At 72.5% G+C, this 25,699-nt stretch carries 27 protein-coding genes, 2 tRNA genes and 1 pseudogene; 19 read left to right on the forward strand and 11 right to left on the reverse strand.

Features of this window, described 5'->3' with window-relative positions; all coding sequences use genetic code 11:
* Nucleotides 1-13: 13 nt before the first annotated feature.
* A complete protein-coding gene (locus tag H4J02_RS04495) occupies nt 14-574 on the forward strand; it encodes an ATP-binding protein (protein ID WP_262406217.1) in 561 nt (186 codons plus the stop codon).
* 39 nt (nt 575-613) lie between these two features.
* Here H4J02_RS04495 and H4J02_RS04500 read toward each other — a convergent pair whose 3' ends face one another.
* The 8 genes from H4J02_RS04500 to H4J02_RS04535 all read right to left on the reverse strand — a co-directional run bounded on the left by H4J02_RS04500 (nt 614) and on the right by H4J02_RS04535 (nt 5,007).
* A complete protein-coding gene (locus H4J02_RS04500; protein WP_187675913.1) occupies nt 614-1,249 on the reverse strand; it encodes a hypothetical protein in 636 nt (211 codons plus the stop codon).
* A 105-nt stretch (nt 1,250-1,354) separates the two neighbouring features.
* On the reverse strand, nt 1,355-1,708 hold the full coding sequence (locus H4J02_RS04505) for a metallopeptidase family protein (RefSeq protein ID WP_187675914.1): 354 nt from the start codon (nt 1,706-1,708) through the stop codon (nt 1,355-1,357).
* Entirely contained in the window at nt 1,705-2,157 is a 453-nt protein-coding gene (locus tag H4J02_RS04510; RefSeq protein WP_187675915.1) for a DUF2017 family protein, read from the reverse strand. Before H4J02_RS04510 ends, H4J02_RS04505 begins: the two co-directional genes overlap by 4 nt.
* Nucleotides 2,154-2,420, reverse strand: coding sequence for an ATP-dependent Clp protease adapter ClpS (gene clpS / locus H4J02_RS04515; protein ID WP_187675916.1), 267 nt, complete (start codon nt 2,418-2,420; stop codon nt 2,154-2,156). The genes H4J02_RS04510 and clpS overlap by 4 nt, the downstream gene beginning before the upstream one ends.
* Nucleotides 2,421-2,473: 53 nt before the next feature.
* A tRNA-His gene (locus tag H4J02_RS04520) sits at nt 2,474-2,549 on the reverse strand.
* A 28-nt stretch (nt 2,550-2,577) separates the two neighbouring features.
* Nucleotides 2,578-3,201 carry an oligoribonuclease gene (gene orn, locus H4J02_RS04525; RefSeq protein WP_187675917.1) on the reverse strand — a complete coding sequence of 208 codons (624 nt, stop codon included), beginning with the start codon at nt 3,199-3,201 and terminating at the stop codon, nt 2,578-2,580.
* 121 nt (nt 3,202-3,322) lie between these two features.
* Complete coding sequence (locus H4J02_RS04530; protein ID WP_262406218.1) at nt 3,323-4,576, reverse strand: MFS transporter; 1,254 nt, start codon at nt 4,574-4,576, stop codon at nt 3,323-3,325.
* The gene (locus H4J02_RS04535) at nt 4,573-5,007 is read right to left on the reverse strand and encodes a MarR family winged helix-turn-helix transcriptional regulator (RefSeq protein WP_187675918.1); all 435 of its coding nucleotides are present in this window, start codon (nt 5,005-5,007) and stop codon (nt 4,573-4,575) included. The genes H4J02_RS04530 and H4J02_RS04535 overlap by 4 nt, the downstream gene beginning before the upstream one ends.
* A 107-nt stretch (nt 5,008-5,114) precedes the next feature.
* On the opposite strand from H4J02_RS04535, the gene H4J02_RS04540 reads away from it, so the two are divergent.
* From H4J02_RS04540 to H4J02_RS04560, 5 genes are all read left to right on the forward strand, one after another.
* Nucleotides 5,115-5,190 (forward strand) — tRNA-Arg (locus H4J02_RS04540).
* A 41-nt stretch (nt 5,191-5,231) separates the two neighbouring features.
* Nucleotides 5,232-7,673 (forward strand): hypothetical protein, encoded by a 2,442-nt coding sequence (locus H4J02_RS04545; protein WP_187675919.1) that lies wholly within the window; start codon nt 5,232-5,234, stop codon nt 7,671-7,673.
* Nucleotides 7,670-10,333, forward strand: coding sequence for an FtsX-like permease family protein (locus tag H4J02_RS04550; protein WP_187675920.1), 2,664 nt, complete (start codon nt 7,670-7,672; stop codon nt 10,331-10,333). Before H4J02_RS04545 ends, H4J02_RS04550 begins: the two co-directional genes overlap by 4 nt.
* Nucleotides 10,334-10,335: 2 nt before the next feature.
* The gene (locus H4J02_RS04555) at nt 10,336-11,259 is read left to right on the forward strand and encodes an ABC transporter ATP-binding protein (RefSeq protein WP_262406219.1); all 924 of its coding nucleotides are present in this window, start codon (nt 10,336-10,338) and stop codon (nt 11,257-11,259) included.
* A complete protein-coding gene (locus tag H4J02_RS04560; protein WP_187675922.1) occupies nt 11,256-11,930 on the forward strand; it encodes an ABC transporter ATP-binding protein in 675 nt (224 codons plus the stop codon). Before H4J02_RS04555 ends, H4J02_RS04560 begins: the two co-directional genes overlap by 4 nt.
* Before the next feature lie 31 nt (nt 11,931-11,961).
* Here H4J02_RS04560 and H4J02_RS04565 read toward each other — a convergent pair whose 3' ends face one another.
* Both H4J02_RS04565 and H4J02_RS04570 read right to left on the reverse strand, forming a co-directional pair.
* On the reverse strand, nt 11,962-12,774 hold the full coding sequence (locus tag H4J02_RS04565) for a hypothetical protein (protein ID WP_187675923.1): 813 nt from the start codon (nt 12,772-12,774) through the stop codon (nt 11,962-11,964).
* Nucleotides 12,775-12,914: 140 nt separating this feature from the next.
* Nucleotides 12,915-13,925, reverse strand: coding sequence for an aldo/keto reductase (locus H4J02_RS04570; protein ID WP_187675924.1), 1,011 nt, complete (start codon nt 13,923-13,925; stop codon nt 12,915-12,917).
* 81 nt (nt 13,926-14,006) lie between these two features.
* On the opposite strand from H4J02_RS04570, the gene msrA reads away from it, so the two are divergent.
* The 6 genes from msrA to H4J02_RS04600 all read left to right on the forward strand — a co-directional run bounded on the left by msrA (nt 14,007) and on the right by H4J02_RS04600 (nt 17,444).
* Complete coding sequence (gene msrA, locus H4J02_RS04575) at nt 14,007-14,534, forward strand: peptide-methionine (S)-S-oxide reductase MsrA (protein WP_187675925.1); 528 nt, start codon at nt 14,007-14,009, stop codon at nt 14,532-14,534.
* 64 nt (nt 14,535-14,598) lie between these two features.
* A complete protein-coding gene (locus H4J02_RS04580; protein ID WP_187675926.1) occupies nt 14,599-15,426 on the forward strand; it encodes an alpha/beta fold hydrolase in 828 nt (275 codons plus the stop codon).
* Nucleotides 15,419-15,985 (forward strand): TetR-like C-terminal domain-containing protein, encoded by a 567-nt coding sequence (locus tag H4J02_RS04585; protein ID WP_187675927.1) that lies wholly within the window; start codon nt 15,419-15,421, stop codon nt 15,983-15,985. Before H4J02_RS04580 ends, H4J02_RS04585 begins: the two co-directional genes overlap by 8 nt.
* Nucleotides 15,986-16,082: 97 nt before the next feature.
* Nucleotides 16,083-16,295, forward strand: a complete 213-nt coding sequence (locus H4J02_RS04590) for a methyltransferase (RefSeq protein ID WP_187675928.1) — start codon at nt 16,083-16,085, stop codon at nt 16,293-16,295.
* Between the two features lie 141 nt (nt 16,296-16,436).
* Entirely contained in the window at nt 16,437-16,928 is a 492-nt protein-coding gene (gene ssb, locus H4J02_RS04595) for a single-stranded DNA-binding protein (RefSeq protein ID WP_187675929.1), read from the forward strand.
* A gap of 48 nt (nt 16,929-16,976) precedes the next feature.
* Nucleotides 16,977-17,444 carry a DUF6993 domain-containing protein gene (locus H4J02_RS04600; RefSeq protein WP_187675930.1) on the forward strand — a complete coding sequence of 156 codons (468 nt, stop codon included), beginning with the start codon at nt 16,977-16,979 and terminating at the stop codon, nt 17,442-17,444.
* 8 nt (nt 17,445-17,452) lie between these two features.
* On the opposite strand, the pseudogene H4J02_RS04605 reads toward H4J02_RS04600, so the two are convergent.
* A pseudogene (locus H4J02_RS04605) lies at nt 17,453-17,904 on the reverse strand (GNAT family N-acetyltransferase).
* Between the two features lie 69 nt (nt 17,905-17,973).
* Here H4J02_RS04605 and ettA point away from each other — a divergent pair.
* The 7 genes from ettA (at nt 17,974) to H4J02_RS04640 (ending at nt 25,673) form a co-directional block, all read left to right on the forward strand.
* Nucleotides 17,974-19,653, forward strand: a complete 1,680-nt coding sequence (gene ettA, locus H4J02_RS04610) for an energy-dependent translational throttle protein EttA (protein WP_187675931.1) — start codon at nt 17,974-17,976, stop codon at nt 19,651-19,653.
* A gap of 22 nt (nt 19,654-19,675) precedes the next feature.
* Complete coding sequence (locus H4J02_RS04615; RefSeq protein WP_187675932.1) at nt 19,676-20,338, forward strand: GntR family transcriptional regulator; 663 nt, start codon at nt 19,676-19,678, stop codon at nt 20,336-20,338.
* Nucleotides 20,339-20,457: 119 nt separating this feature from the next.
* On the forward strand, nt 20,458-21,660 hold the full coding sequence (locus tag H4J02_RS04620) for an iron-containing alcohol dehydrogenase family protein (protein ID WP_187675933.1): 1,203 nt from the start codon (nt 20,458-20,460) through the stop codon (nt 21,658-21,660).
* Nucleotides 21,657-23,108: an aldehyde dehydrogenase gene (locus tag H4J02_RS04625; RefSeq protein ID WP_187675934.1), complete on the forward strand. Its 1,452-nt coding sequence runs from the start codon at nt 21,657-21,659 to the stop codon at nt 23,106-23,108. Before H4J02_RS04620 ends, H4J02_RS04625 begins: the two co-directional genes overlap by 4 nt.
* Nucleotides 23,108-23,866 (forward strand): SDR family oxidoreductase, encoded by a 759-nt coding sequence (locus H4J02_RS04630; RefSeq protein ID WP_187675935.1) that lies wholly within the window; start codon nt 23,108-23,110, stop codon nt 23,864-23,866. Before H4J02_RS04625 ends, H4J02_RS04630 begins: the two co-directional genes overlap by 1 nt.
* Nucleotides 23,851-25,059, forward strand: coding sequence for an L-2-hydroxyglutarate oxidase (gene lhgO / locus H4J02_RS04635; RefSeq protein WP_187675936.1), 1,209 nt, complete (start codon nt 23,851-23,853; stop codon nt 25,057-25,059). The genes H4J02_RS04630 and lhgO overlap by 16 nt, the downstream gene beginning before the upstream one ends.
* 176 nt (nt 25,060-25,235) lie before the next feature.
* Nucleotides 25,236-25,673, forward strand: coding sequence for a nuclear transport factor 2 family protein (locus H4J02_RS04640; RefSeq protein WP_187675937.1), 438 nt, complete (start codon nt 25,236-25,238; stop codon nt 25,671-25,673).
* Nucleotides 25,674-25,699: the final 26 nt, after the last annotated feature.

A 25,699-nucleotide genomic window follows, 5' to 3' on the forward strand; every position in this document is an offset into this window, starting at 1 on the left:
GAGGGACGCTGCTGTGAACGACCGAGCTGTGAGCGACCGTGCCGTGAGCACTCCCGTGACCGCCGCGCGCGAGATCGACCCCGCGCCGCTCGTCGCGCGTCTCGCCGCGGGCCCGCAGCCGTGGGTGCTGCTCATCGACGGCCGGTCGGGCGCAGGGAAGACCGTGCTCGCACGGCGCCTCGCGGAGGAGACCGGCGCGACGCTCGTGTCACTCGACGACGTGTATCCCGGCTGGGACGGGCTCGCCGCGGGGGCGGCCGCTGTGCCCGGCATCGTGCGGCACGGCAGGTGGCGGCGCTGGGACTGGGCGGCCGACGCGTGGGGCGAGGCGGCATCCGTCGACCGCACGGGGTCGCTCATCGTCGAGGGCTGCGGCGCGATCTCGCGCGCCTCGCGCCCCCTCGCCGACCACGCGTGGTGGCTCGACCGCGACGACGCGGAGCGCAAGCGGCGCGCGCTCGGCCGAGACGGCGACGCCTACGCCCCGCACTGGGAGCGGTGGGCGGCCCAGGAGGAGGCGTTCGCCGCCGCCGAGCACCCGCGGGAGCTCGCCGACCTCGTCGTGCGCGCCTGACCCCTTCCGCGAGGCGCGGTGCCGCTCGGCGCGGTGCCGTCAGGAGCGGCGCCACGTCGTCGTGAACGGCACCCCCTGCGGCGTGGTCGTGAGGGTGTCTCCCGTGCACGTGATGACCATCGGCACGTTCGCGGCCGACGGGTCGGGGATGGGGATCGTCGACTCCGAGCTCTGCCCGTTGATGTCGACGGTGTTCTCGACCGTGTAGCGGCTCGCGTCGAAGTTCTCGAAGATCATCGTGCCGTTCGTGTCGGAGGCCTCGGCGGAGCCGTCCCACGCCCAGTCGGCGGCCATGTCGCCCGTGTGGTGCTGCGTCACGGTCATCGTGAGCCCATTGCCCATGTCGAGCGCGAGCTGGAGCACCGCGTCGGCCGAGAAGCCCATGACTCCCTCGCCAGCGATCGAGAGCTCCTGGTCGCCGGATGCCGTGGCCGAGACGACCGTCATGCCCGAGCTCGCGAAGTGCGCGGCGAGCTGCTGGACGAGGTCGTCGAGGTCGGCGGTCCAGTCGCCGTCGACGCACTCGCTGAGCGCCGGGCCCGAGCCGCCGGGTTCCGATGCATCGGGGGAGGCCGATCCGCCGGTCGCCGGGTCGCCCGTGCCGCCCGGTGTGCAGGCGGCGAGGGAGAGCGCGAGCGCGGCAACGAGGCCGAGAGTGACACTGCGGTGCGACATGGATCCTCCTGAGGACAGGCGGTGCGCGATCGGGGGGATGCCGCAAGTGTGCTCGCTCTCGCGCGAGAAAGACACCCCCGGTGCCGTCCCGTGCCGCGGAGGGCCTCAGGCCCAGCCGAGGCGGTGCAGCTCCTCGTCGTCGATGCCGTAGTAGTGCGCGATCTCGTGCACGAGGGTCACGTGGATCTCGTCGCGCAGCTCGTCCTCGTCCTCGCAGATCGCGAGCAGCGGCTCGCGGAACAGCACGATGCGGTCGGGCAGCTCGCCGAATCCGTAGCGGTCGCGCTCGGTCAGCGCGACACCCTCGTAGATGCCCAGGAGGTCGAGCGAGCCGTCCTCCGGGCGGTCCTCGCACACGAACACGAGGTTCTCGAGGCCGTCGACCATCTCATCGGGGAGCGCGTCGAGCTCGTCGATGACGATCTCCTCGAACTCCTCCGCCGTGAGCTCCAGGCTCATGCACCCTCCAGAAGTTCCACGAGCACCCACTGCAGCTCGCCGAGCCAGGCGTAGATGTCGGCGAGCGGTCCCTCGCCCGGCTGGTCGTCATCCGTGCGGATGCCGAGGCGGCTGCCCACCATCATCCGGATGGCGGTGAGGGCCCGCACCCAGGTGTCGGCGGCCTCCGCGTCGAGCACGACGAGACCCTCGTGCGCCGAGCCCGCGATGCGCTCGGCGGCCGCGATCTTGCGCTGCTCGAGCTCGTCGCGCGTGTAGTGGTGGAACTCGGCGGCCGCCTCGGAGTCGTCGCGGTAGGCGTCGGGGAACAGCAACGCGAGCAGGGGGGCGTCGTCGAGCTCGGGGTCGCGCACGACGTCGGCGAACTGGTGGGCGAGCACCGTGATGAGGCCCGCCTCCTCCGCCTCGAACTCGATGTGCACCTCGTCGCCGACACGCCCGATCCTCACGGCACGTCCTTCGCGATCGTCGCGGTGAGGCCGTAGTCGTGCATGGCCTGCGCGTGGCGCTCCATCTCCTCGCGCGGACCCGACGCCACGATCGCGCGGCCCTCGTGGTGCACGAGCAGCATGAGCCGCTCGGCCTCCTCGCGCGGATAGCCGAAGTAGGTGCGGAACACGTGCACGACGTAGTTCATGAGGTTGATGGGGTCGTTCCACACGATGAGCACCCACGGCACGCCGAGCGACGACGTGGTCTCCACGTCGAGCACGGGCGCGGCCGTGCTGGAGGATCCCGGCGAACCGGGGTGACCCTCGGAGGATTTGGGGCGATCGACGGGACTCGAACCCGCGACATCCGGCACCACAAGCCAGCGCTCTACCAACTGAGCTACGACCGCCATACGCTGCTCACGCAACTGGACGATTCTACGGTATCCGCGGAGCCCATTTCGCCACGACCTCCGCGGCCGCGTCGTGAGCCTGCTCGCTCGTGGGTCCGGGGTCGGCGACGAACGCGACGCGACGGTAGTACTCGAGCTCGCGGATCGACTCGAGGATGTCGGCGAGCGCCCGGTGGCCGCCGTTCTTCGCGGGCGCCTGGAAGTAGACGCGCGGGAACCAGCGCCGCGAGAGCTCCTTGATGCTCGACACGTCGACGCTGCGATAGTGCAAGTGGGCGTCGACGCGCGGCATGTACTTCGCGAGGAATGCGCGGTCGGTGCCGATCGTGTTGCCCGCGAGCGGGGCCGTGCCGTGCTCGGGCACGAACCGCAGGATGTACTCGAGCACCTGGTACTCGGCGTCGGCGAGGCTCACGCCGTTCGGGATCTCCTCGAGGAGACCGGATGCCGCGTGCATGTCGCGCACGAAGTCGCCCATGTTGTCGAACGCCGACTGGTCGGGCTTGATGACGATGCTGAAGCCGGGGTCGACGGGCTCGAGGTCGTAGTCGGTCACGACGACGGCGACCTCGACGAGCTCGTCGACCGCGAGGTCGAGTCCGGTCATCTCGCAGTCGATCCACACGAGACGATCCGGTGTCTGGCTCATGACCTCAGCCTAACGGGCTGGTTTCGACACGCGCCTACGGCGCTACTCAACCAGCGGTAGGGCGCACGACTCGCTGGTTGAGCAGGTCGCGCAGCGGCCGTGTCGAAACCAGCCCGACGCTCTACGCGGCGTCGCCGATGCCGATCGCCTCCGCCTCGACGGCCGCGGGCTCGGGACCGTCGTCGACACGCGAGAGCTTCCCGCGGAAGGCGAGCACGAGCACAATGGCGATCGCGACGGAGAGTCCGCCGACGTAGTACGGCAGGCCGGAGCTTCCGATGCTCGCGAGCTCCGTGGCGAGCGGGGGAGCGGCGGCCGCCCCGAGGAAGCGCACCCCCGAGTACGACGACGACGCGACGCCGCGCGGCAGCTCGGTCGCCTCCATGACCGCCTCGGTGAGCACCGTGTTCACGACGCCGAGCAGGAGCCCGCCGATGACGACGAACCCGACGAGGGCGGCGGGCGACTCGACGAAGACGCCCGCGAGCACGAGGTCGACAGCGAGCAGAGGCAGCGCGGTCGCGAGCACGGTCGTGCGCCGCATCCGGGCCGTGAGCAGCGGTGCGACCCACACGCTCGTGACCGCGAGCGAGAGGCCCCACGCGGTGAAGGTCAGACCGAGCCCGATGGCGTCGAAGCCGAGGGGGAACGGCGTGTAGGCGAGCAGGATGAAGAACCCGATGTTGTAGAACAGCGCGACGAGCGCGAGCACGGCGAGAGCGGGGATGCGCAGGGCGCGGAAGGGTGCCGAGAGCTTCGCGGGCGCGGGGCGCTGCGCGGCATCCGCGTCCTTCGGCAGCATGACCGTGATCGCGACGAGCGCGATCGCCATGAGGGCGGCTGTGCCGAAGAACGGGCCGCGCCACGAGATGTTGCCGAGCAGCCCGCCGAGCAGCGGGCCGATCGCGAGCCCGACGCCGAGCGCCGCCTCGTACAGGATGATGGCGGGGCCGCTGCCGCCCGCGGCCGCGCCGACGATCGTCGCGAGCGCCGTCGAGACGAACAGGGCGTTGCCGAGGCCCCAGCCGGCGCGGAATCCGATGATGCCGTCGACGCTGCCGCTCAGGCCGGCGGCTGCCGCGAACGCGACGATGAGCGTGAGGCCGATGAGCAGGGTGCGGCGCGCCCCGATGCGGCTCGAGACCCAGCTCGTGAAAAACATCATGATGCCCGTGACGAGCAGGTAGCTCGTGAAGAGCAGCTCGGTCTCGGTGGGCGTCGCCTCGAGGTCCTCGGCGATCGAGGGCAGGATCGGGTCGACGAGGCCGATGCCCATGAAGCCGACGACGCACGCGAACGCGACCGCCCAGACGGCGCGGGGCTGCTTCAGGATGCTGCCGGTGTCGGTGCGGGCGCTGGCGGTGCGGGCGCTCACGAGGCCACCGCCGCGCTGTTCGCGCCGAGACGCGACTCGAGCAGCTCGGCCGTCGCGGCGAGTGTCGCCCACTCCTCGGCGGTGAGCTCGCCGAACCACGGCGCCATGGTCTCGGCGAGCTGGGCGCGCCAGGCGGCGAGGGCGGCGGCGCCCTTCTTCGTGACGACGACGAGCCACGCGCGCGAGTCCTCGCGGTCGGCGATGCGCGACACGAGCTCCTCCTCGACCATGGTCGCGAGCAGCCGTGTCATGCCGGGCTGGGTGACCCGGCTCGCGGCGGCGAGCTCGCCGATGCGCATGGGCCCGTCGGTCTCGAGGATCGAGAGCGTGCGCCACTGCGCGGAGGGGGTCGTGCTCCCGGTCGCCTGGGCGGCGACGCGCGTGAGCCGGTGGGACGAGACGAGGAGGGCTTCGAGGATCGCGGACTGCATCACATCCGGAAAGCATACCCGAGTTATATAACTTCGGCATGTTCGTCATCTCGGGACACCCATCGGTGACCTCCGGGCGACCCGGCCTGGGTTAGCCTGACAACCGCGCCCTCGTAGCTCAGCGGATAGAGCAGGAGCCTTCTAATCTCTTGGTCGCAGGTTCGATTCCTGCCGAGGGCACCATTCGGACCGTCCACCCAGGCCGGACCGCCGAGGGGGGATCGATGCGCGTAGCCCGGGCGCTGCTGCGCCGGAGCGCCGTGCAGGCGGGGCAGCTGGCCGCCGCGCTGCTGGTGGCTGCGATCGGCTCGGGCGCCGTCGTCGCGCTCGTGTCGCTGCCCGAGGCTGCGATCGCGCGCGGCGTCACGACGCTGCTCGCCGAGGCGGAGCCCACCGCGGGCGCGCTGCGCGTCGAGACGGCCCTGCCGCGCGGCGGGGGAGACACCCAAGACGAGCGCGTGCGCGAGGCCCTCGCGGATGCCGTGGGCACCGCGCCGCTCGACACCCTCCGCTCCCTGCGCAGCGAGCCGCTCGTGGCATCCGTCGCGGGTGCCGATCGCTCGCTCGTGCTCGGCGTGCAGGAGCACCTCGACGCGCTCGCCGAACTCGTCGACGGCACGTGGGCTGCGGGCGGTGACGAGGTGACGATCTCGGAGCCCGCCGCGCGCGAGCTGGGCATCGCGGCCGGCGATGAGCTCGAGGTCGCGGGCGAGTCGCTGCGCGTCGCGGGTGTCTGGCGCGCGCTCGACAGCGCGGATGCCGCCTGGTTCGGCGAGACGCTCGTCGCCTCGGGCAGGCTCGGCGACGCGGTCGGCCCCGTCATCGTGCCGGAGCGTCTGCTCGACGGTCTCGAGGTGCGCCCGCGCGTGAGCTGGACCCTCGTTCCGCGCCCCGACGTCGCGGTCGGCGAGCTCCCGGCACTCGGCGCCGTCGAGCGCCGTGTGAGCGCTGCGACGAGCGGCCTCGCCTCGGGTACGAGCTACGCCGTGACCGTCTCCGGCACCCTCGCGGCCACGGTCGCCCGCGCCGAACAGGCCGTCGCATCCGCTCGTGTGCTGAGCGCGACGGCCGTCGTGCTCGCCCTCGTGAGCGCGGGCATCGTGCTCGCGCTCGTGGGCCGCGCACTGTCACAGGTGCGCACTCCCGAGTGGCGGCTGCTGACGGCGCGCGGCCTGTCGCGGGGTCGCGGGGTCGCGCTCGCGCTCGTCGAGTCGTTCGTCGTCATCGCGGTCGGGGTCGCGCTCGGCACGACCGCGGTCGTGCTGCTCGCGGCCGCGACGGATGCCGTGGTGCCACCCGCGGGCGTGCTCGCCGCCGTCGCGTGCGCCGTCGCCGGCACGCTGCTGTTGGCCGCCACCGCGCGGCCCGAACCGGCCGGGCGCGAGCGGGGACGTGCGGCCGAGACCGAGTCAGTCATCCCCGCGATCGGCGCGGCCGTGCTCGCCGGGTTCGCGCTCGTGACCGCGGCTGCCGTGCCGGCCTCGCCTGCCGCCTACGTCGCGCCCGCGCTCGCGCTCGTCGCGGGCGTGCTGCTGCTGCGCCTCGCGCTCGCGCCCGTGCTGCGGGTCGCGGAGCGCCTCGCCGCCCGCGGGACGGGGCTCCTCCCGGTGCTCCCGCTCCGCCAGCTCGGACGCCGGCCGCGTTCGGTCGCGTCGGCCTTCGTCGTCGTGGCGCTCGCGGTCGGCACCGTCGTCGTCGCGGGGCTCTCCGAGGGTGCCGTGTCGCGCGACGCCGCCGCGGCCGTGCGCTCCGCGATCGGCGGCGATCTGCGCCTGTCGTTCACAAGCGTCGACCGCGACCCCGTGACGGCTGAGCCGTATGCGTCGGTCGACGGCGTCGACGCCGCGGCGGAGGTCGCGCTCGTGACGGCGGAGGCTGGGTCCACCCAGGCCGCGCTCGTCATCGCGGGCGACGGGTTCGCGGAGGTGACGCGCGTCGCGCCGCCCGCGTCGGCCGACGAGCTCGAGGTGCGGGTCGCATCCGCTCTGGCCTCGCGGCTCGGCGTGACCGTGGGCGACGTCGTGCCGCTCGAGCTGCCGGGGGTGCGGGAGGCGCTGTCCGCCCGGATCGCCGAGATCGCACCCGTGCCCGGCACGGGTGCGACGGGGATGCTCGTGGCGCGCGACGCCCTCGCCGCGCTGCTGCCCGCCGAGGCGACGACCCTCGCGGTCGATGAGGTGTGGCTCGCGTCGTCCGACCCCGAGAGCACGGCCGAGCGAGTGCGCGCCGCGGGCTACCGTGCCGTCACCGTGCTGACGCCCGCGGGCGCGAGCTCGCGCGCCGTGACCGACGCGGGCGGCTTCGCGACGGGCGCCGCCGCGGCCGTCGTCGTGCTCGTCGGGATCGGCGGCTTCGCCGCAGCGGCCGCGGGCCTCTCCCGCCTGCGCCGCGGCGAGGTCATCCCGCTCCGAGCGCTCGGCGTCGGTGCTGGATCCCAGGCACGCGGGCGCGTCGTCGAGCTGCTGCTGACGGCGCTCGCGGGCGCTGTCGCCGGTGCCGTCGCGGGGGTGCTCGCGACCCGGCTCGCGGCGGGTGAGGCGATCGCGCTCGGCGATCTCGCATCCGTCGTCCCACTCGTGCTCGCAGGGCTGCTCGTCGTCGGCGTGCTCGCGGTGTCGCTCGCCGCGGGCGCCGGCGCCCGACGGGATGCGGGGGTGCGCTCGTGAGCCGCCGCCCCTCGCGCGCCCGCATCGCGGCCGCCATCCTCGCCGAGGCCCCCGGCGCCTCGCTCGTCGTGCTGCTGCTCGCCGCCCTGCTCGGCGGGTCGGCCGCCGCGGCGTCGGCGTGGGCCTCGGACGCGCGGTCGGATGTGCTGCACTCGGCGCTCGACGCATCGCCGCCCTCGCAGCGCGACCTCGGCGACTCCGTGCGCGGGCTCCCCGTGTCGGCACCCGGCACGGCGGATCACGGTCTCTCACCCGAGCTCGCGCGTACCTGGGGAGCGACCTTCGACGCGCTCGACCAGCTCACCGTCGGCGCCGAGCCCGCCGCCGCCGACGTGCTCGGTCGGCCGCACGCAGCGCTGCGCCTCGACCAGGCGCCGGCGGAACCCGTCGACGGTGCGCCCTCGCCCGACAGTCGCGTCATCCTGAGCGCCGACCCGCTCATCGACGAGCTCGCTGACGTCGTCGAGGGCGAGCGCCCCGGCCGCATCGAGCGCGGGGAGCCCATCCAGATCGCCGTCACGCAGGCGATCTCCGACGCCCTCGGCTGGCCGCTCGGCCAGGTGCGCGCGGCCCACTACTCGACGGGCGACGTCGAGCTCGTGCTCGTCGGCATCCTCGCTCCGAAAGACGCGGACGCCCCCGAGTGGGATCACGCGGCCGTCGCCCTCGCGCCCGAGGTCATCGACAACTTCCTCGCGCCGCCGACCTTCGTCGGCATGGGGTACCTCGACCCCGCCTCGATCGGAGACCTCACCGAGCACGCCGCGACCGCCCGCCTCGAGGTGTGGCTCCCGGTGGATGTCGCGGTGATCGATGCCGACACCGCGGGCGAGACCGTCGCCGCCATCCGGCGGCTCGGATCGACGCCGCACACGACCCCCATCGTGATGCCCTACGCCGACGTCGAGGCGCCCATCGCCCTCTCCGGCACGACGCCGTCGATCATCCTCGCCACCCAGCCGCTGCTCGCGGGCGTCACCGCGCTGCACTCGGCGATCGTCTCGGGCGTCGCCCTCGCGGGGGCGGCCGTGGTCGCCCTCGCCGTGCGCGCGCTCGTCGCCCGCCGCCGCAGCCTCCTGCGGCTGCTCGCGGCGCGCGGCGCCTCCGATGGCGCACGGGCGGGTGCTCTCGCCGCGGGCGTCGGCGCCCTCACGGCGCTCGGCGCGGGCATCGCTGGGGGCATCGTGCTCGCGGTCATGGGCGGCCCCGCCGCGACCGTCGCGATCGTCGTCGTCGGGCTCGTCGCCCTCGCGGCGGCCGCCGCGGCGATCGACGGCGCCCTGTTCGAGCGCGCGGGCGTGCGCCCCGACGAGTCGGCACGTCGGCGCACGAGCGCGCGCATCGCGGTCGACGCGGGCGTCGTGCTGCTCGCCGTCGCCGCGGCGGTGCTCGTCGTGGCGACCCCGGCATCCGCGGGTTCCGCTCCGCCGCCCCTCGCCGTCGTGCTGCCCGCGCTCCTGGCCGCCGCGGGCTGCATGATCGCCCTGCGCCTCGTGCCGCTCCTCGTCCGTGTGCTCGAGGGGCTCGCCCGGGGCACGCGCGGTCTCGTCTCCCTGCTCGGGCCCGCCCGTGCCGGACGCGACGCGACGACCGGCATCGTGCCCGTGCTCGCCCTGCTCACGGCCGTCACCGTCGCGGTGCTCGGCTCGGGCCTGCTCTCCACCGTGCAGCACGGGGTCGAGGAGGCGGCGCGCGCTCAGGTGGGCGCCGACGTGCGCGTCGACGCACGCTACCTCTCCGACGAGCTCATCGCGCAGGCGGAGGGGCTCGACGGCGTCGAGGCCCTCGCGACCGTCGCATCCGACTCCGATATCGAGATCGAGTTCCCCGACGGCGACGGGCGCATCACGGTCTACGTCGTCGACCCTGTCACGTTCGCCGCCGCATCGACGAGCACGCTCGAGATCCCGGATGCGGGCGCCATCGTCTCCGAGACCGTCGCGCGCCGCCTCGCGGGCGAGCCGCTCCAGGTCGGCCGGGACGAGGTGCCCGTCGCCGGGACGGCGCCCGACGACGGGCCCTTCGGACGTGCGACGGCGTGGATCGCGGTGAGCGCCGAGACGGGCGCCGAGCTCGATCTCAAGGTGCGCCCCAAAGCCCTGCTCATCGCGACGGACGCCGCCGCCGCCGACGACGTGCGGGCGACTCTCGCCGCGCGCGTCGCGGGCTACGGCACCGCGCGCACCGTCGACGAGGTGCTCGCCGAGCGGCGCGACGCGCCCGCCGTGCGCGCGCTCATCGTCGGCACCGCCCTCGCCGTCATCGGCGCGGCCGTGCTCACGGTGCTCGCGGCGGTGCTCGCCCTCACCTCGGGCGCCCCCGCCCGCGCGCGCGTCTTCGGGCTGCTCCGGGCCCTGGGCGCCCGCCCGCGCGCCGAGTACGCGCTCGTTCTGTGGGAGCTGCTGCCCGCCCTCGCCGTCGCCGTGCCCCTCGGACTCGCCGCGGGGCTCGGCCTCGTGCCGCTCGTCGCCCGCGCGGGCGACCTCACCGTCTTCACCCGTGGCGGTGCCCAGCCCGCGATCGACCTCGGCCTCGGCACCTCGCTCGGCATCGTGGCGGCGCTCGTCGCCGTCGTCGTGCTCGGGGTGCTGCTCGCCGCGGCGATCGCCCGCCGCTCCGGCGCCTCGCGCGCCGTCCGAACCGTCGACGAGGAGGGATGAGCATGTCAGCGCTCACCGAACCCGACATCCTGTGCGAGGGACTCGTACGCATCTTCACGGCGCAGGGCGTCGAGGTGCAGGCACTGCAGGGTCTCGACCTGCGCGTCGAGCGCGGCGAGCTCGTGGCCCTCGTGGGCGCATCCGGCTCCGGCAAGTCGACGCTGCTCGGCATCCTCGCGGGTCTCGACACCCCGACGGCGGGCACGGCGCGCGTCGCGGGCCACGACCTCACGACGATGGGCCGCCGCGAGCGGATCGCCTACCGCCGCGGCAGCGTCGGCTTCATCTGGCAGCAGACCTCGCGCAACCTCGTGGGCTACCTCACGGCTGCCGAGAACATCGCCCTGGCCCAGCACGTCGCGGGCGTCGTGCCGCGTGCCCAGCGCGAGCGCCGCGGCGCCGAGCTGCTCGAGCTGCTCGACATCGGCGAGCTCGCCGACCGCCGCCCCGCCGAGCTCTCGGGCGGCCAGCAGCAGCGCGTGGCCCTCGCGGTCGCGATGAGCAACGGGCCCCGCGTGCTGCTCGCCGACGAGCCCACCGGCGAGCTCGACGAGGCCACGAGCGCGCAGGTGCTCGAGGCGATGGAGACCGTCGGACGCGAGCACGGCCTCACGACGCTCGTCGTGACCCACGACGCGGCGGTCGCTGAGCACGTCGACCGCACCATCCGCATCCGCGACGGGCGCACCTCGACCGAGGTTCTGCGCAGCACCCACACGGATGCCGAGGGCGCCCGTGTGCGCGTCGCCGAGGAGTTCGCGGTGCTCGACCGCGCCGGCCGCATGCAGCTGCCCTCGGAGTTCACGACGGCGCTCGGCCTGCGCGACCGCGTGCGGCTCAAGCTCGAGACCGACCGCATCGAGGTGCGGCCGGGGCAACCGCACGCCGCGCGAGACGCCGCGACCGAGGGGGAGGAGCAGGCATGACGACGGTGCTGCGGGCCGAGGGCCTCACGCGCGTGTTCACGACGCCCGCGGGCGAGGTGCGCGCCGTCGACGGCGCGGGCCTCGAGATCTCGGCGGGCGAGCTCGTCGTGCTGCAGGGGCGTTCGGGCGCCGGCAAGACGACGCTCCTCACGATGCTCGGCGGCCTCGACCGCCCGACCGCGGGGCGCGTCGAGCTCGACGGGCGCGACCTCGCGGCGCTCGACGAGGGGGAGCTGCGCGAGCTGCGCTCGACGCGCGTCGCATCCGTCTTCCAGACCTTCGGGTTGCTGCCCGTGCTCTCGGCCGCCGAGAACGTCGAGGTGCCGCTGCGCATCCGCCGTGTGCCGCGCGCCGAGCGCGACCGTCGCGTCGCCGAGGCGCTCGCGGCCGTCGACCTCGCCGACCACGCGGCCCAGCGTCCCGGCGAGCTCTCGGGCGGTCAGCAGCAGCGCGTCGGCATCGCGCGCGCGATCGTCGCCGAGCCGGCCCTGCTGCTCGCCGACGAGCCGACGGGTCAGCTCGACTCGGAGACGGGCGCCGCGATCATGGACCTCATCGTGCGGCTCGTCGCCGACACGGGCATGGCGGCTCTCGTCGCGACCCACGACGCGTCGCTCGCCGAGCGCGCGGATCGCGTGCTGCGCATCCACGACGGCCGCCTCGACGCCTGAGCGGCGAACCCGAGCGGATGCGGCGCGCGGCTCAGCGCGCGGTCGCCTCCGCCTCCGCCTCGGCGGCGTCGGTCTCGACGATCTCACCCTCGACGACGTCCATGTCACCCGTCGACGTCGCGGGCTCCACGACCGTCGCGGGCGCGAGCGGCGAGGCGTAGCGATCCGCCGGGTCGACGACCGACGCGGGCGTGATGGGGGGAGCGGATGCCGGGGTCACGACCGCGGTCTCGGCCGTGTCGAGAGCCGGCTCGACGAGCGGTTCGTGGGCCACGGGCTGCGCCGTCGCGGCGGTGAACTGCTGCTCGGCCCACTTCTGCTGCTCGAGCACGACGGGGTCGGCGGCCTGGTCCTCGTAGCGCCAGCGCTCGAGGTCGGCGGCGAAGAGCTTGCGGGCCTTGCCGGGCTTGTGCAGCCACAGCACGAGGCGCTCGCGGTACTCGGCGAGCGTCTGGTCGGCCTGGTAGCTGAAGCTCACCGAGTTGACGCGCATGTCGGCGAGCTGGTGGGAGGCCCAGTCGGCGGCGTAGGCGGCGCCCCGGATGGGGAGCAGCCGCACCATGACGTCGGCGTCGTTCGCGAGATGCTCGGCGTGCTCGCGCGCGGCGGGCGACTGGCTGTGCCAACGGGCCGCGTTCTGGCCCGCCGAGATGAGCGCCGTCACGGCGGCGGCGCGCGTCTCGTGGTCGCGCTGCGCGATGAGGCGCTTGGTCGCGCCGCGACCGATGAGCGCCCCGACGATGCCGGCGACCACGATCGCCAGGAACGGGATCACGGCGGATACGAGGATCCGCTGACCGTCCTCCGAATAGAACCAATCGACGAAGTCGTTCCACCACTGCATGGCGGCACACTACGTCGGGTGGGACGGAACGGACTGTCTTCCCCTCCGCGCGCCGCCCTTTTGAGGACGTGTCGTCAGCTGCTGCTCGGTGGGTCGAGTGCGCCGCGCCGCGGCGTGTGTAGAGACCGGGCCCCGGCTCTCTAGCGCCAGCGCGAGCCGGTTCCGTGCACCGCGAACGGCTCGATGGCCGCGATCTCCTCGCTCGTGAGCGGCGCCGCGTCGAGCGCGCCGAGGTTGTCCTCGAGCTGCGTGACGCTCGAGGCGCCGATGAGCGCGCTCGTGACGGCGGGCTGCCGCAGCACCCACAGCAGCGCGAGCTGGGCGAGGCTCTGGCCGCGCTCCTGCGCGATCGCGTCGAGGGCCCGCGCCCGCTCGAGGTAGGTCTCGCTGATCGTCTCGGCGTCGATCCAGCGGCCCTCCGACGCGCGCGAGCCCTCGGGGATGCCGCCGAGGTAGCGGTTGGTGAGCAGGCCCTGAGCGAGCGGCGAGAACACGATCGACCCGATCCCGAGCTCCGCGATCGTGTCGAGCAGACCCTCCTCGGGGAGGCGGTTGAACATCGAGTACGACGGCTGGTGGATGAGCAGAGGCACCCCCTCGGCGGCGAGCGCCTCGTACGCGCGGCGGGTGTCATCCGGACCGTAGTTGGAGATGCCCGCGTAAAGTGCTTTGCCCGAGCGGACGGCGTGCGCGAGCGCGCCCATCGACTCCTCGACGGGCGTCTCGGGGTCGGGGCGGTGGTGGTAGAAGATGTCGACGTAGTCGAGACCGAGGCGCGTGAGCGACTGGTCGAGCGAGCTCAGCAGGTACTTGCGCGACCCCCATTCGCCGTAGGGGCCGTCCCACATGTTGTAGCCGGCCTTCGACGAGATGATGAGCTCGTCGCGGTAGGGGCGCAGGTCGCTCGCGAGGATGCGGCCGAAGTTCTCCTCCGCCGATCCGGGAGGCGGGCCGTAGTTGTTGGCGAGGTCGAAGTGGGTGACCCCGAGGTCGAACGCTCGCAGCACGATCTCGCGCTGAGTCGTGAGCGGACGGTCGTGGCCGAAGTTGTTCCACAGGCCGAGCGAGATGCGGGGGAGCTTGAGCCCCGAGCGGCCCACGCGGGCGTATTCGAGGCGCGTGTAGCGGTCGTCGGCTGCGGTGTAGGGCATGTCCTCACCCTAGGGAACGGAACCGACGCCCGCAGTGTTGTACCCCTCGTCCCCCCATCTGATGGAAAGTAGGGTCGCAACATGCGCACTTTCGTTCTCGCCGGCGGCTGCTTCTGGTGTCTCGACGCGGTCTACCGCACGCTCGAGGGCGTCACGGATGTCGTGTCCGGCTACACGGGCGGCAAGGTTCCGAACCCCTCCTACGAGCAGGTCTGCACCGGCACGACGGACCACGCGGAGGCGGTCGCGGTGACCTTCGACGAGACCGTCATCCCGTCGTCCGTCATCCTCGACGTGTTCTTCTCCCTGCATGACCCGCGTCAGCTGAACCGTCAGGGCAACGACGTCGGCACCCAGTACCGCTCGGCGATGTTCTACGCCGACGACGAGCAGAAGTCCGAGTTCGAGGCCGCGCGCGACCGCGCAGCCGAGTACTGGGACGGCGGCATCGTCACGTCGATCACGAGGCTCGGCGAGTTCTACCGCGCGGAGGAGTACCACCAGGACTTCTTCGCGAAGAACCCGAACCAGGGCTACTGCCTCGCGGTCGCCCTGCCGAAGGTCAACAAGATCCGCAAGAGCTACGCGCAGTACATCAAGGCCGCGTAGCGCTCGGCTGCGCGTCCGGGAACCGGGGGTTGCGCCACAAAGCTAATGCCATTAGCTTTGTGGCATGACTTCCTTCCTCCCGCGCCCCACCGCCGCCGGATCCGCGCGCCTCGCCTACGAGGTGCGCGGTGAGGGCCCCCTCGTCGTGACCATCCCCGGGATGGGCGACCTCCGCTCCGCCGACGCTGGCCTCGCCGACGCGCTCGTCGACGACGGCTTCCGCGTCGCGACCGTCGACCAGCGCAACCTCGGCGACTCCGAGCGCGGCTTCGACGTCCTCGGCGACGAGGCCACGGCATCCGACTACCTCACGATCATCGAGGAGCTCGGCGGGCCCGCGGTCGTCGTCGGCACGTCGATGTCGGCGTCCGCGGCCCTCATCGCCGCCGCGGAGCGCCCCGACCTCGTACGCGCTGTCGTCGCGCTGTCGCCCTTCGTGCGGAACGCCGGCGGGAACCCCGCGATCAACCGGCTCCTGTTCCGGATGCTGTTCGCGCGTCCCTGGGGAGTGGCGGCCTGGACCGCCTACTACCGCTCCACGCTCAACCGCGGTCAAGCGCCCGCCGACCACGCCGAGCACGTCGCCGCCATCCGCACGGCCCTCTCGCAGCCCGGTCGGCTCGCCGACTTCCGCCGCCTCGCGGTCGAGCTCGACCACGCGCCCGCCGAGGCCCGCGCGGGCGACGTCCGGGTTCCCGTGCTCGCCGTCATCGGCGCGCTCGACCCCGACTACACGGACCCCGCCGCCGAGCTCGCGCACATCGCCGAGGTCGTGCCGGGTGCGCGCACCCTGCTCGTCGACGACGCGGCCCACTACCCGCACCGCCAGCGGCCGGATGTCGTGCTGCCCGCCGTGCGCGCCTTCGTCGCGGAGGCGGCGGCGCGTGCCTAGGGCGGGCCTCAGCCGCGACGCCGTCGTGGCGCTCGCCGTCGAGCTGCTCGAGGAGGACCCCGTCGCACCGCTCACCCTCGCACGCGTGGCCGCGCGCGCCGGGGTTGCGGTGCCGAGCCTCTACAAGCACGTGAGCTCGCTCGACGCGCTGCGCGACGGCGTCGCCGTCACGGGCGTCACGCGCATCGCGGATGCCGTCGAGGCCGCAGCGTCGGAGGCGTCCGGCTTCGCGGCGTTCGCGGCCGCCGGGCGCGTCATCCGCGCGGAGGCGCTCGCGCATCCGGCCCTCTACCTCGCGGGTCAGCCCGCGCCCGGACGGGATGCGTCGCAGGAGCTGCTCGCGGCCGCCGATCGCACCGTCGCGCTGCTCGCGGGCCTCGTGCGCGGCGCGGGCGTGCCGGAGGCGCGGGAGGTCGATGCCGTGCGCATCGTGCGGGCCAGCATCCACGGCTTCGTCGTGCTCGAGACGGCGGGTGCTTTCGGGCTTCGCGACGACGTGAACGCGAGCTACGAGCGCCTGCTCGAGACCGTGTGGTCGGGCCTCGCGACCCTCACCTGAGTGATCGCCGACGGTTCGTGATCTTCTCGTGACCTTCCGCGTGCGCCGGGGTAGCGTCGGATCGATACCCCGGTCGATCGAGGCTGAAGGAGAGATCATGGGCGAGAGCACGACCGTCGAGCAGCGCTGGGTGGCCTTCGGGGAGTCGGGCGCGGTGGGCACGATCCACCGCACGGCCGACGGATACCGCGTCAAGCTCATCGACGACGCCGACTACCGCGGCACGTACCCTGCGCTCGACGTGGCCAAGAGCGCGCTGCACGCCGCCATGGCCCCGGGTTCGGACTGGCCGGAGTTCCGCGAGCACTGAGCTCGCATCCGTCTTTCCCGTCCCCTCCTGCACTGAGCGGCGCGACCCGTCTCCTCCACGGATCGCGCCGTCTCCTTCGCGCGCCTGCCGCGCCGCCGCGAGGCTGTCGTCAGCACAGGGCGCACGAACAGAGGAGGACCCATGGCCACGGCCGACACGCTCACCGTCGCGGGAGTCGTCGCAACGCCCGTCAAGCACAGCGTCACGAGCGAGGGGCTCGACGTGAGCCAGTTCCGGCTCGCCTCGAGCAGCCGACGGTTCGACAACGCGACCCAGTCGTGGGTCGACGGCGAGACCAACTGGTTCACCGTCGTGTCGTTCCGCCACCTGGCGGCGAACATCGCGGCTTCGCTCGAGAAGGGGCACCGCATCGTCGTGACGGGCAAGCTCAAGGTGCGCGACTGGCAGAGCGAGGAGAAGAAGGGCACGAACGTCGAGATCGTCGCGGATGCGATCGGCCACGACCTCGCGTTCGGCACCTCGCAGTTCACGCGTCGGCTCCGCAACGCGCCGGCGGATGCGCCGGGGGACGAATCGGCCGGCGCGCCGAGCACGCCCGACGAGGGGCAGGCCGCTCCCGCCGACGACGCGTTCCCGGTGGACGCGCAGGAGCCGGCCGCCGTGCCGTTCTAGACTCGACGCAGCCGCGCGGCTCGCGCGTGCCGAGTCCCGGAGGATGCGATGACCCGACCGCGCCGAGCACTCGCGTGCGCCGCCGCCGCCCTCGTCCTCGTGGCGCTCGCGGGGTGCGGCACCGCCGAGCCGATGCCGACGCCCACCCCGACGTCGAGCGCGTCGGCGAGCGCGGAGCCGACGCCGACGCCCGAGCCGACCCTCGTCCTGGACGGCACTGCGGAAGAGAACCGCCTGTACTTCGACCAGGTCAACCAGCAGCTCATCCAGTCGGGTGCCGCGCTCAGCGGTCGGGCGTTCGCCGACAACCTCATCGCCCACGGCTATCCGCGCGAGAACATGGAGGTGACTCCCGATCGCACGGCGATCAACGAGCCCGCCGACAACGTGGTGTTCTCGGTGCGCTTCGGCGACACGTGCCTGCTCGGGCAGTGGGGCAACATCGGCTACACGAGCCTCGTCACCGATGTGCTCGCGAGCGGCCGCTGCCTCCTGGGCACCGCCCGCCCCGCCTGACGGCGGCGCTACAACTCCAACCGCATGACGACCCGCGGGAACCCCGCGAGCACCGAGCCGGTGTCGGAGGCCTTGCGGAACCCCGCCCTTTCGAAGAGCTTGCGCGTGCCGACGTAGGCCATCGTGAGGTCGACCTTCTCGCCCGCGTTGTCGACGGGGTAGCCCTCGATCGCCGGCGCCCCGTGATGCGACGGTTGGTCGCGAAGCTCGTGTCGGAGCGCGGATGCACGCCCGCCCATCCGACGACCTCGTCGCCCTCGTAGGCGAGCACACCCGGCGGCGGCTTCTGCCGCACGAGCTCCTTCACGCGCTCGCCGCGAGCGGGGCCGACGAGCTCGCGGTTCTCCTTCGACGAGGTCAGGCGGTAGCTGAGGCACCACACGTTCGAATCCGGGCTCTTCGGCCCCAGCATCGTCGCGACGTCCGCGAAGACGGTCGCCGGTCGCACCTCGATCGCCATGCGGGCCACCCTGCCACCGACCCCCGGCGGCGGCAACGCTCGCGCCGCCGCGCCCGTAGGATCGAGGGCATGGCCGAATACATCTACTCCATGGTGCGCGCCCGCAAGAAGGTCGGCGAGAAGCTCATCCTCGACGACGTGACGATGGCGTTCCTGCCGGGAGCGAAGATCGGCATGGTCGGCCCGAACGGCGCCGGCAAGTCGACGATCCTCAAGATCATGGCCGGGCTCGACACTCCCTCCAACGGCGAGGCGAAGCTCACGCCCGGCTTCAGCGTCGGCATCCTCATGCAGGAGCCCGAGCTCGACGAGTCGAAGACCGTCATCGAGAACATCCAGGACGGCATCGCCATCAAGGCCAAGGTCGACCGCTTCAACGAGATCTCGGCCGCCATGAGCGACCCGGACGCCGACTTCGACGCGCTGCTCGCCGAGATGGGCGCCCTCCAGGAGGAGATCGACGCGGCCGACGCGTGGGACCTCGACTCCCAGCTCGAGCAGGCCATGGACGCCCTCCGCACCCCGCCCGCCGACGCCGAGATCTCGGTGCTCTCCGGCGGTGAGAAGCGCCGCGTCGCGCTCGCCAAGCTCCTGCTGCAGAAGCCCGACCTCCTGCTGCTCGACGAGCCCACCAACCACCTCGACGCCGAGAGTGTGCTGTGGCTCGAGCAGCACCTGCAGAAGTACCCCGGCGCCGTCATCGCGATCACCCACGACCGGTACTTCCTCGACAACGTCGCGGAGTGGATCGCCGAGGTCGACCGCGGTCGCCTCATCGGCTACGAGGGCAACTACTCGACCTACCTCGAGAAGAAGGCCGAGCGCCTCGAGATCCAGGGCAAGAAGGACGCCAAGCTCGCGAAGCGCCTCACCGAGGAGCTCGAGTGGGTGCGCTCGAACGCGAAGGGGCGCCAGGCGAAGTCGAAGGCGCGTCTCGCTCGTTACGAGGAGATGGCCGCGGAGGCGGAGCGCACGCGCAAGCTCGACTTCGAGGAGATCCAGATCCCGCCGGGGCCGCGCCTCGGAAGCGTCGTCATCGAGGCGAAGAACCTCGAGAAGGGCTTCGGCGACCGCAAGCTCATCGACGGCCTCTCGTTCTCGCTGCCGCCGAACGGCATCGTCGGCGTCATCGGCCCCAACGGTGTCGGCAAGACCACGCTCTTCAAGACGATCGTGGGCCTCGAGCCGCTCGACGGCGGCGATCTCAAGATCGGCGAGACGGTCAAGATCAGCTACGTCGACCAGTCGCGCGCCAACATCGACCCCAACAAGACGCTGTGGGAGGTCGTGTCCGACGGGCTCGACATCATCACGGTCGGCAAGACCGAGATCCCGAGCCGCGCCTATGTGTCGAAGTTCGGCTTCAAGGGCCCTGACCAGCAGAAGAAGGCCGGCGTGCTCTCGGGTGGTGAGCGCAACCGCCTCAACCTCGCGCTCACGCTCAAGGAGGGCGGCAACCTGCTGCTCCTCGACGAGCCCACCAACGACCTCGACGTCGAGACCCTGCAGTCGCTCGAGAACGCGCTCCTCGAGTTCCCCGGCTGCGCCGTCGTCATCACGCACGACCGGTGGTTCCTCGACCGCATCGCGACCCACATCCTCGCCTACGAGGGCACGGATGAGGAGCCGGCGAACTGGTACTGGTTCGAGGGCAACTTCGAGGCGTACGAGCAGAACAAGATCGAGCGCCTCGGGCCCGAGGCGGCGAAGCCGCACCGCTCGGTGTACCGCAAGCTCACGCGCGACTGACGCGCGGCACCCCGGCGATGCGATGACGCACGAATACCCCGGCGGCGCCACGGGCCGCCTGATCGCGCAGGCCCTCCGGCAGGAGATCCTCGACGGCATCCTGCAGCCGGGGGAGCGGATCGCGCAGGAGGCGATCGCCCAGAGGTTCGACGCGAGCCGGATCCCGGTGCGCGAGGGGCTCCGGATGCTCGAGGCCGAGGGGCTCATCACGATCGTGCCGAACAGCGGCGCGTGGGTGGCGAAGCTGGATCTCGTCGAGTTCGGTCAGATCTATCTGCTTCGAGAGAGCGTGGAGTCGCTCGCGGTGCGCATGAGCATCGACCATCTCCGGCCGGAGCAGGTGGAGCGCCTCCGTGAGCTCGTCGACGAGATCGCCGCAGCCGACGATGTGGAGACCTTCCTGCGCGTCGACCGGGAGTTCCACCTGTCGACGTACGCCGGAGCGCAGTTCCCCCTGCTCCACGAGATGGTCGACCGCTTCTGGAACTCGACCCAGCACTACCGACGCGTCTTCGCGGCGACCTCGGGCCGCGAGCGGCACTGGGCGACGGATGCGGAGCACGGCCTCATCGTGGATGCCATCGCCCGGCGCGACCGCGACACGGCCGCGGCGCTCGTGTCGGCCCACATCCGCCGCACGCGCCTTCGCCTCAGCGAGCACCCCGAGTTGTTTCAGAATCCCTGACGGGATACATGAGCCAACCGTCCGGTCGGGCGTCTCTTCGCAGATGCCCGGTTTAGTCGGTTTGACCTCCTGGAAACGTCGCGTTAGTCTCGCGACATGTATCCAATGGAGGATCCCCGATGACCGCGCACGCGTGGTGGCCCACCACTGCGGCGACTGATTTCCTGAGCCCTGCGGTCGTGGTCGCGGGCCGCGGCGCCTCTGCCCGGGCCGCGGCCGTCCTCGCGGACCACCTCGGCATCCGGGAGGGCGCGGTACTCGTCGCCGTCGATGACATCGTGGCGAACGCGGGACTCACCGACGCCCTCGTGGACGGGCTGAAGGAAGCCGGCTACAGCGTCGCGGTGGAGGGCGGATTCGGCAGCGAGCCGACCGACGACGTCATCGATGCGATCGCCGAGCGCGCGCGCCGCGTGGGCGCCGTCGCCGTCGTGGGCATCGGCGGCGGCTCGGTGCTCGACTCCTCGAAGATCCTCGCCCTCCTGATCCGCAACGACGGTTCGGCCGCGGACTGGGTCGGTTCGGTGTCGCCGTCGCAGGGGGTCGCGCCGCTTCTGCTCGTGCCGACGACGAGCGGAACGGGCTCGGAGGCGACGCGCATCGCGATGCTCACCGTGCGGGGCGTGAAGCGCGCATCCTCCTCGCCCCTGTACATCCCGCGGGCGGTCATCATCGACCCCGATCTCGTGGCGTCGCTCCCCGCGGGCGTCGTGGCATCCACCGGTATGGACGCCCTCGCCCACGCCGTGGAGTCGCTCATGTCGACCCAGCGCTCGCCGCTCTCGGCGCATCACGCACTGCGGGCGATCGAGCTGCTCGTGGCCAACCTCGAGGACGCCGCCGCGGGCCACGCCGAAGCGCGCGCACGCTGTCTGTGGGCGTCGCATCTGGCGGGTCAGGCGCTCAACGCGGGCGTCGTCGTGGGCCACTCGCTCGCGTACTGCCTCGCGTACGAGCACCCGATGCCTCACGGCACGTCGTGCGCGCTCGCGCTGCCCTACTGCCTCGCGTACAACCGCAATCTCGACCCGGAGATCGCGGCCGACCTCGCCTCCGCCCTCACCGCGGGACGCTCCGTCGATCTGCGGGATGCCGCCCAGGAGGTCTTCGAGCTCGCCGCACGTCTGGGCCTGCCCGTGACGCTCGACGACGCCGGCATCCCGGAGGGAGCCGAGCGAGGGATCGCAGAGCGCTGCGTGACCGAGTACCCGAGGCCGACGAACCCGCAGCCGCTCGACGTGGAGGACCTCGACGTGCTCGTCCGCGCGATGCGCGGCGGCGACCTGGATGCGGCGTTCGGCGCCGTGGCGGTGGCCCGATGAGCGCGGCCGTGCTGCGCAACCTCGTCGGCGGCGCGTTCGTCGACGCCCGGGAGGGCGGTCTCATCGACGTCGTCGACCCCTCGACGGAGGGTGCTCTCGTAGGCCGTGTGCCGGCCATGACCGCCGACGACCTGCCCGCCGTCTTCGAGGCGGCGCGCGCGGGTGCCCGCACCTGGAAGGCCGTCGACCCGCTCGCGCGCGGCCGCGTCCTGCTCGACGCCGCCGCGCTCATTCGCCGCGACGCAGGGGAGCTCGTGGACACGATCGTGCGCGAGATGGGCAAGACGCGCGCCGAGGCGACGGGCGAGGTCGGCAAGGCGGCTGAGTTCTTCGAGTACTACGGAGGGCTTGCGCGCGGGCCCGTCGGCTCGCTCGTGCCCGACGCGCGCACCGGCACGTTCGCCGCCGTGCTCCATGAGCCGGTCGGCGTCGTGGTCCTCATCACGCCGTGGAACGACCCCCTGCTCACCCCCGCGCGCAAGCTCGCCCCGGCGCTGCTCTCGGGCAACGCCGTCGTCCTCAAGCCCGCGACGGAGACGCCGCTCATCGCGTTGCGCCTCGCCGCGCTGCTGCACGAGGCGGGTCTCCCCGCGGGGGTGCTCGGGACGGTCACGGGGCGCGGGGCCGACATCGGCGACGCGCTCGCGACCGATGCCGCCATCGCGGCGATCTCGTTCACGGGATCGACGGAGGTCGGACGGCGGCTGCAGCGCACCGTCGCGGGCAGCGGCGTGCGACTGCAGACCGAGATGGGCGGCAAGAACGCGGCCGTCGTCCTCGACGACGCGGACCTCGACATCGCCGTCGCGGCGATCGGCGCGGGCGCCTTCGCTCAGGCCGGCCAGCGCTGCACGGCGACGAGCCGGCTCATCGTCCAGCGGGGTGTGGCAGATGAGCTGCGTTCTCGTCTGGCCGCGGCGGTCGATGCGATCGCCGTCGGGCCCGGCGCGGACGACGCGACCACCATGGGCCCCGTCGTGAGCCACCGCGCTCGCGACGAGATCCGGTCGGCCGTGGAGCGCGCCCTCGAGGAGGGCGCGGACGTCGTCGCCCGGGGATCCATCGCCGCTGTCGAGTCGTCGGGCGGGGCGTACGTCGCCCCCGCCCTGCTCCAGGTCGCGCCCGACTCCTCCATCTGGCGCGACGAGGTCTTCGGCCCCGTGCTCGCGATGCTCGTGGTCGACACGGTCGAGGAGGCGATCGACGCGGTCAACGCCTCCGCCTACGGTCTCTCGAGCGCCGTCTTCACGCGCGACCTGGGCAACGCGTTCGCGTTCGTCCACGGCGTCGACACCGGTCAGGTGTCGGTGAACCAGCCGACGAGCGGATGGGACGTCCACCACCCCTTCGGCGGCTTCAAGGACTCGGGCTCTCCCTTCAAGGAGCAGGGCACCGAGGCCCTCGCCTTCTACTCCCGCGTCAAGACCGCGGCGATCAGGACGAGCTGATGGGCCCTCTCTTCTCTCTGGAGGGCCGCCGCGCCCTCGTCACCGGCGCGGGGCGCGGTATCGGCCGCGCCCTGGCGCTCGGCCTCGCGGAGGCGGGCGCACGAGTGGCGGTCGCGGCACGGAGCGATCATGAGCTGGCCGAGACCGTCGCCGTGATGGGTGGCGCGTCGCACGCCCTCGTGACGGATCTCGCCGAGCCCGGCGCGCCGGAGGCCCTCGCGACGCGCGCCGAGGAGTCGCTCGGGGGAGTGGTCGACATCGTCGTCCACGCCGCGGGGGTGCAGCATCGCGCGCCTGCGGAGGCCTTCGCCGCCGACGACTGGCGCCGGGTGCTCGAGCTCGACCTCACGGCGCCGTTCCTGCTGAGCCAGGCTGTCGGAGCCCGCCAGCTCGAGGCCGGGCGTGCGGGGAGCCACATCTTCATCGCATCCATCTCGAGCGTGCTCGGCTTGCCGAACATCGCGGCCTACTCGGCCGCGAAGTCGGGTCTCATGGGGATCGTTCGCAGCCTGAGTCTCGAGTGGTCGGGCAGGGGCATCCGCGTCAACGCGGTCGGCCCCGGCTACATCCGCACGCGTCTCACCGCCGAGCTGCTCGACGACCCGGAGCGGTCGGAGCGGATGCGCGCGCGCATCCCCATGGGGAGGTTCGGCGTGCCGGAGGACCTCGTGGGGCCGACGGTGTTCCTCGCCTCGGACGCCTCGGCGTATACGACGGGGCAGCTCCTCATGGTCGACGGCGGATGGACGACCTCGTGAGCGAGCGCACCGTCGTCGTCGGCGCCGGGATCGTGGGGCTCGCGATCGCGCGCGCGCTCGCGATGCGCGAGGGCGGGGAGGTGGTCGTCGTCGAGAAGGAGACGCGCGTCGCCGCCCATCAGACCGGCCACAACTCGGGCGTCGTGCACGCCGGGCTCTACTACGCGCCCGGTTCACTCAAGGCTCAGCTGTGCGCGCGGGGTCGGGTGCTCATCCGCGAGTTCTGCGAGGAGCACGCTCTGCCGTATCGTCCCGTGGGCAAGCTCGTCGTAGCGGTCGACGACTCCGAGCTCGCGGCGCTCGACGAGCTCGAGCGCCGCTCGGTCGCGAACGCTGTTCCGGGGCTCCGGCGTCTCGACCGCGAGGGCCTGCGCGAGATCGAGCCGCACGTCGCGGGCATCGCCGGGCTCCACTCCCCGGAGACCGCGGTGGTCGACTACGCGACCATCTCCGAGGCGATGGCGGCGGACGTGCGTCGTGCGGGAGGTCGCATCCTGCTCGGCACCGAGGTCACGGGCATCCGCGAGGAGGCCGGGCGCGTGCGTGTCACAGCCGGCCCTCACGAGCTGGTGGCCGATCGCGTCGTCGTGTGCGCAGGCCTGCAGTCGGATGCGGTCGCCGCGTTCGTCGGCGCGTCGCCGTCGCCGCGCATCCTTCCTTTCCGGGGTGAGTACTGGGCGCTTGCGCCCGAGCGTGAGGACCTCGTGCGCGGCATGATCTACCCGGTGCCCGATCCGCGCTTCCCGTTCCTCGGGGTGCACTTCACGCGCGGTGTCTACGACGATGTCCATGTCGGGCCCAACGCCGTGCCGGCGCTCGCGCGCGAGGGCTACCGCTGGCGCGACATCTCGTTCCGCGACACGTGGGGTTCGCTGACGTGGCCCGGTGCCCCCTCGCTCGCGCGTCAGCACTGGCGCATGGGCGTCCGGGAGGTCTCCGCGTCGGTGCTCAAGCCGTTGTACTTCCGTGAGGCGAGGCGCTTCGTGCCCGAGCTGCGGATGGCGGACCTCACCTCGAAGACGACCTCGGGAGTGAGGGCGCAGGCGTGGGGGAGTGACGGAGCGCTGCTCGACGACTTCGCCGTCGACCGCGTCGGATCCGTGACGCTTCTGCGCAACGCGCCGTCGCCCGCCGCGACCTCCGCTCTCGCGATCGCGGAGCACGTGCTCGAGCACTTCGTCCTGGCGTCGTGACGGGTCGATGAGCGGGACCGAGAGTGTGCCGACCGTCGAGTCGGTTCGGCAGCGCTCGTCGTCTTGTCGACGTCAGGGAGCTCGGCATCGTCGCCGATTGACACGGCAAGAGCCGGACACTATCGTCGTAGCAAGCGACCAACCAGTCGGTCGATAAGGTATCAAGGGAGATATCCGTGGCGGATCTGAAAGCCATCGCCCGGGCGCAGTGCGACGCCTGGAACAACCACGACCTCGAGGGCTACCTCTCGTACTTCAGCGAGGACGCGGTGTACACGTGCCCGGGGCAGCGGATCGAGGGTCGCGACGCGATTCGGACGTACATGCTCACGCTCACCGAGGCGTTCCCGGACGAGCAGCTCGAGTACAAGGAGTTCACGGCAGAGGCCGACACCGTCGTGATGCGCTTCATCGCCCGCGCGCACCACACCGGCCCGTTCCGCGTCAGCCCGCGCGTGACCCGCGAGCCGAGCGGTCGGTCCTACGAGCTCGACGTCGTGAGCATCGCGACGTTCGAGGGCGACCAGATCGTGAAGCTGGAGGACTTCTTCGACCTCTACGACTTCGCGTTCCGCCAGATGCAGTTCCCGTTCCCCACCCGGCGAGCCAGTTAGTCGACGACGCCTAACGAAAGGAAGCC

The sequence above is a fragment of the Protaetiibacter sp. SSC-01 genome (assembly GCF_014483895.1).
In the GTDB taxonomy this organism is placed as follows: domain Bacteria; phylum Actinomycetota; class Actinomycetes; order Actinomycetales; family Microbacteriaceae; genus Homoserinibacter.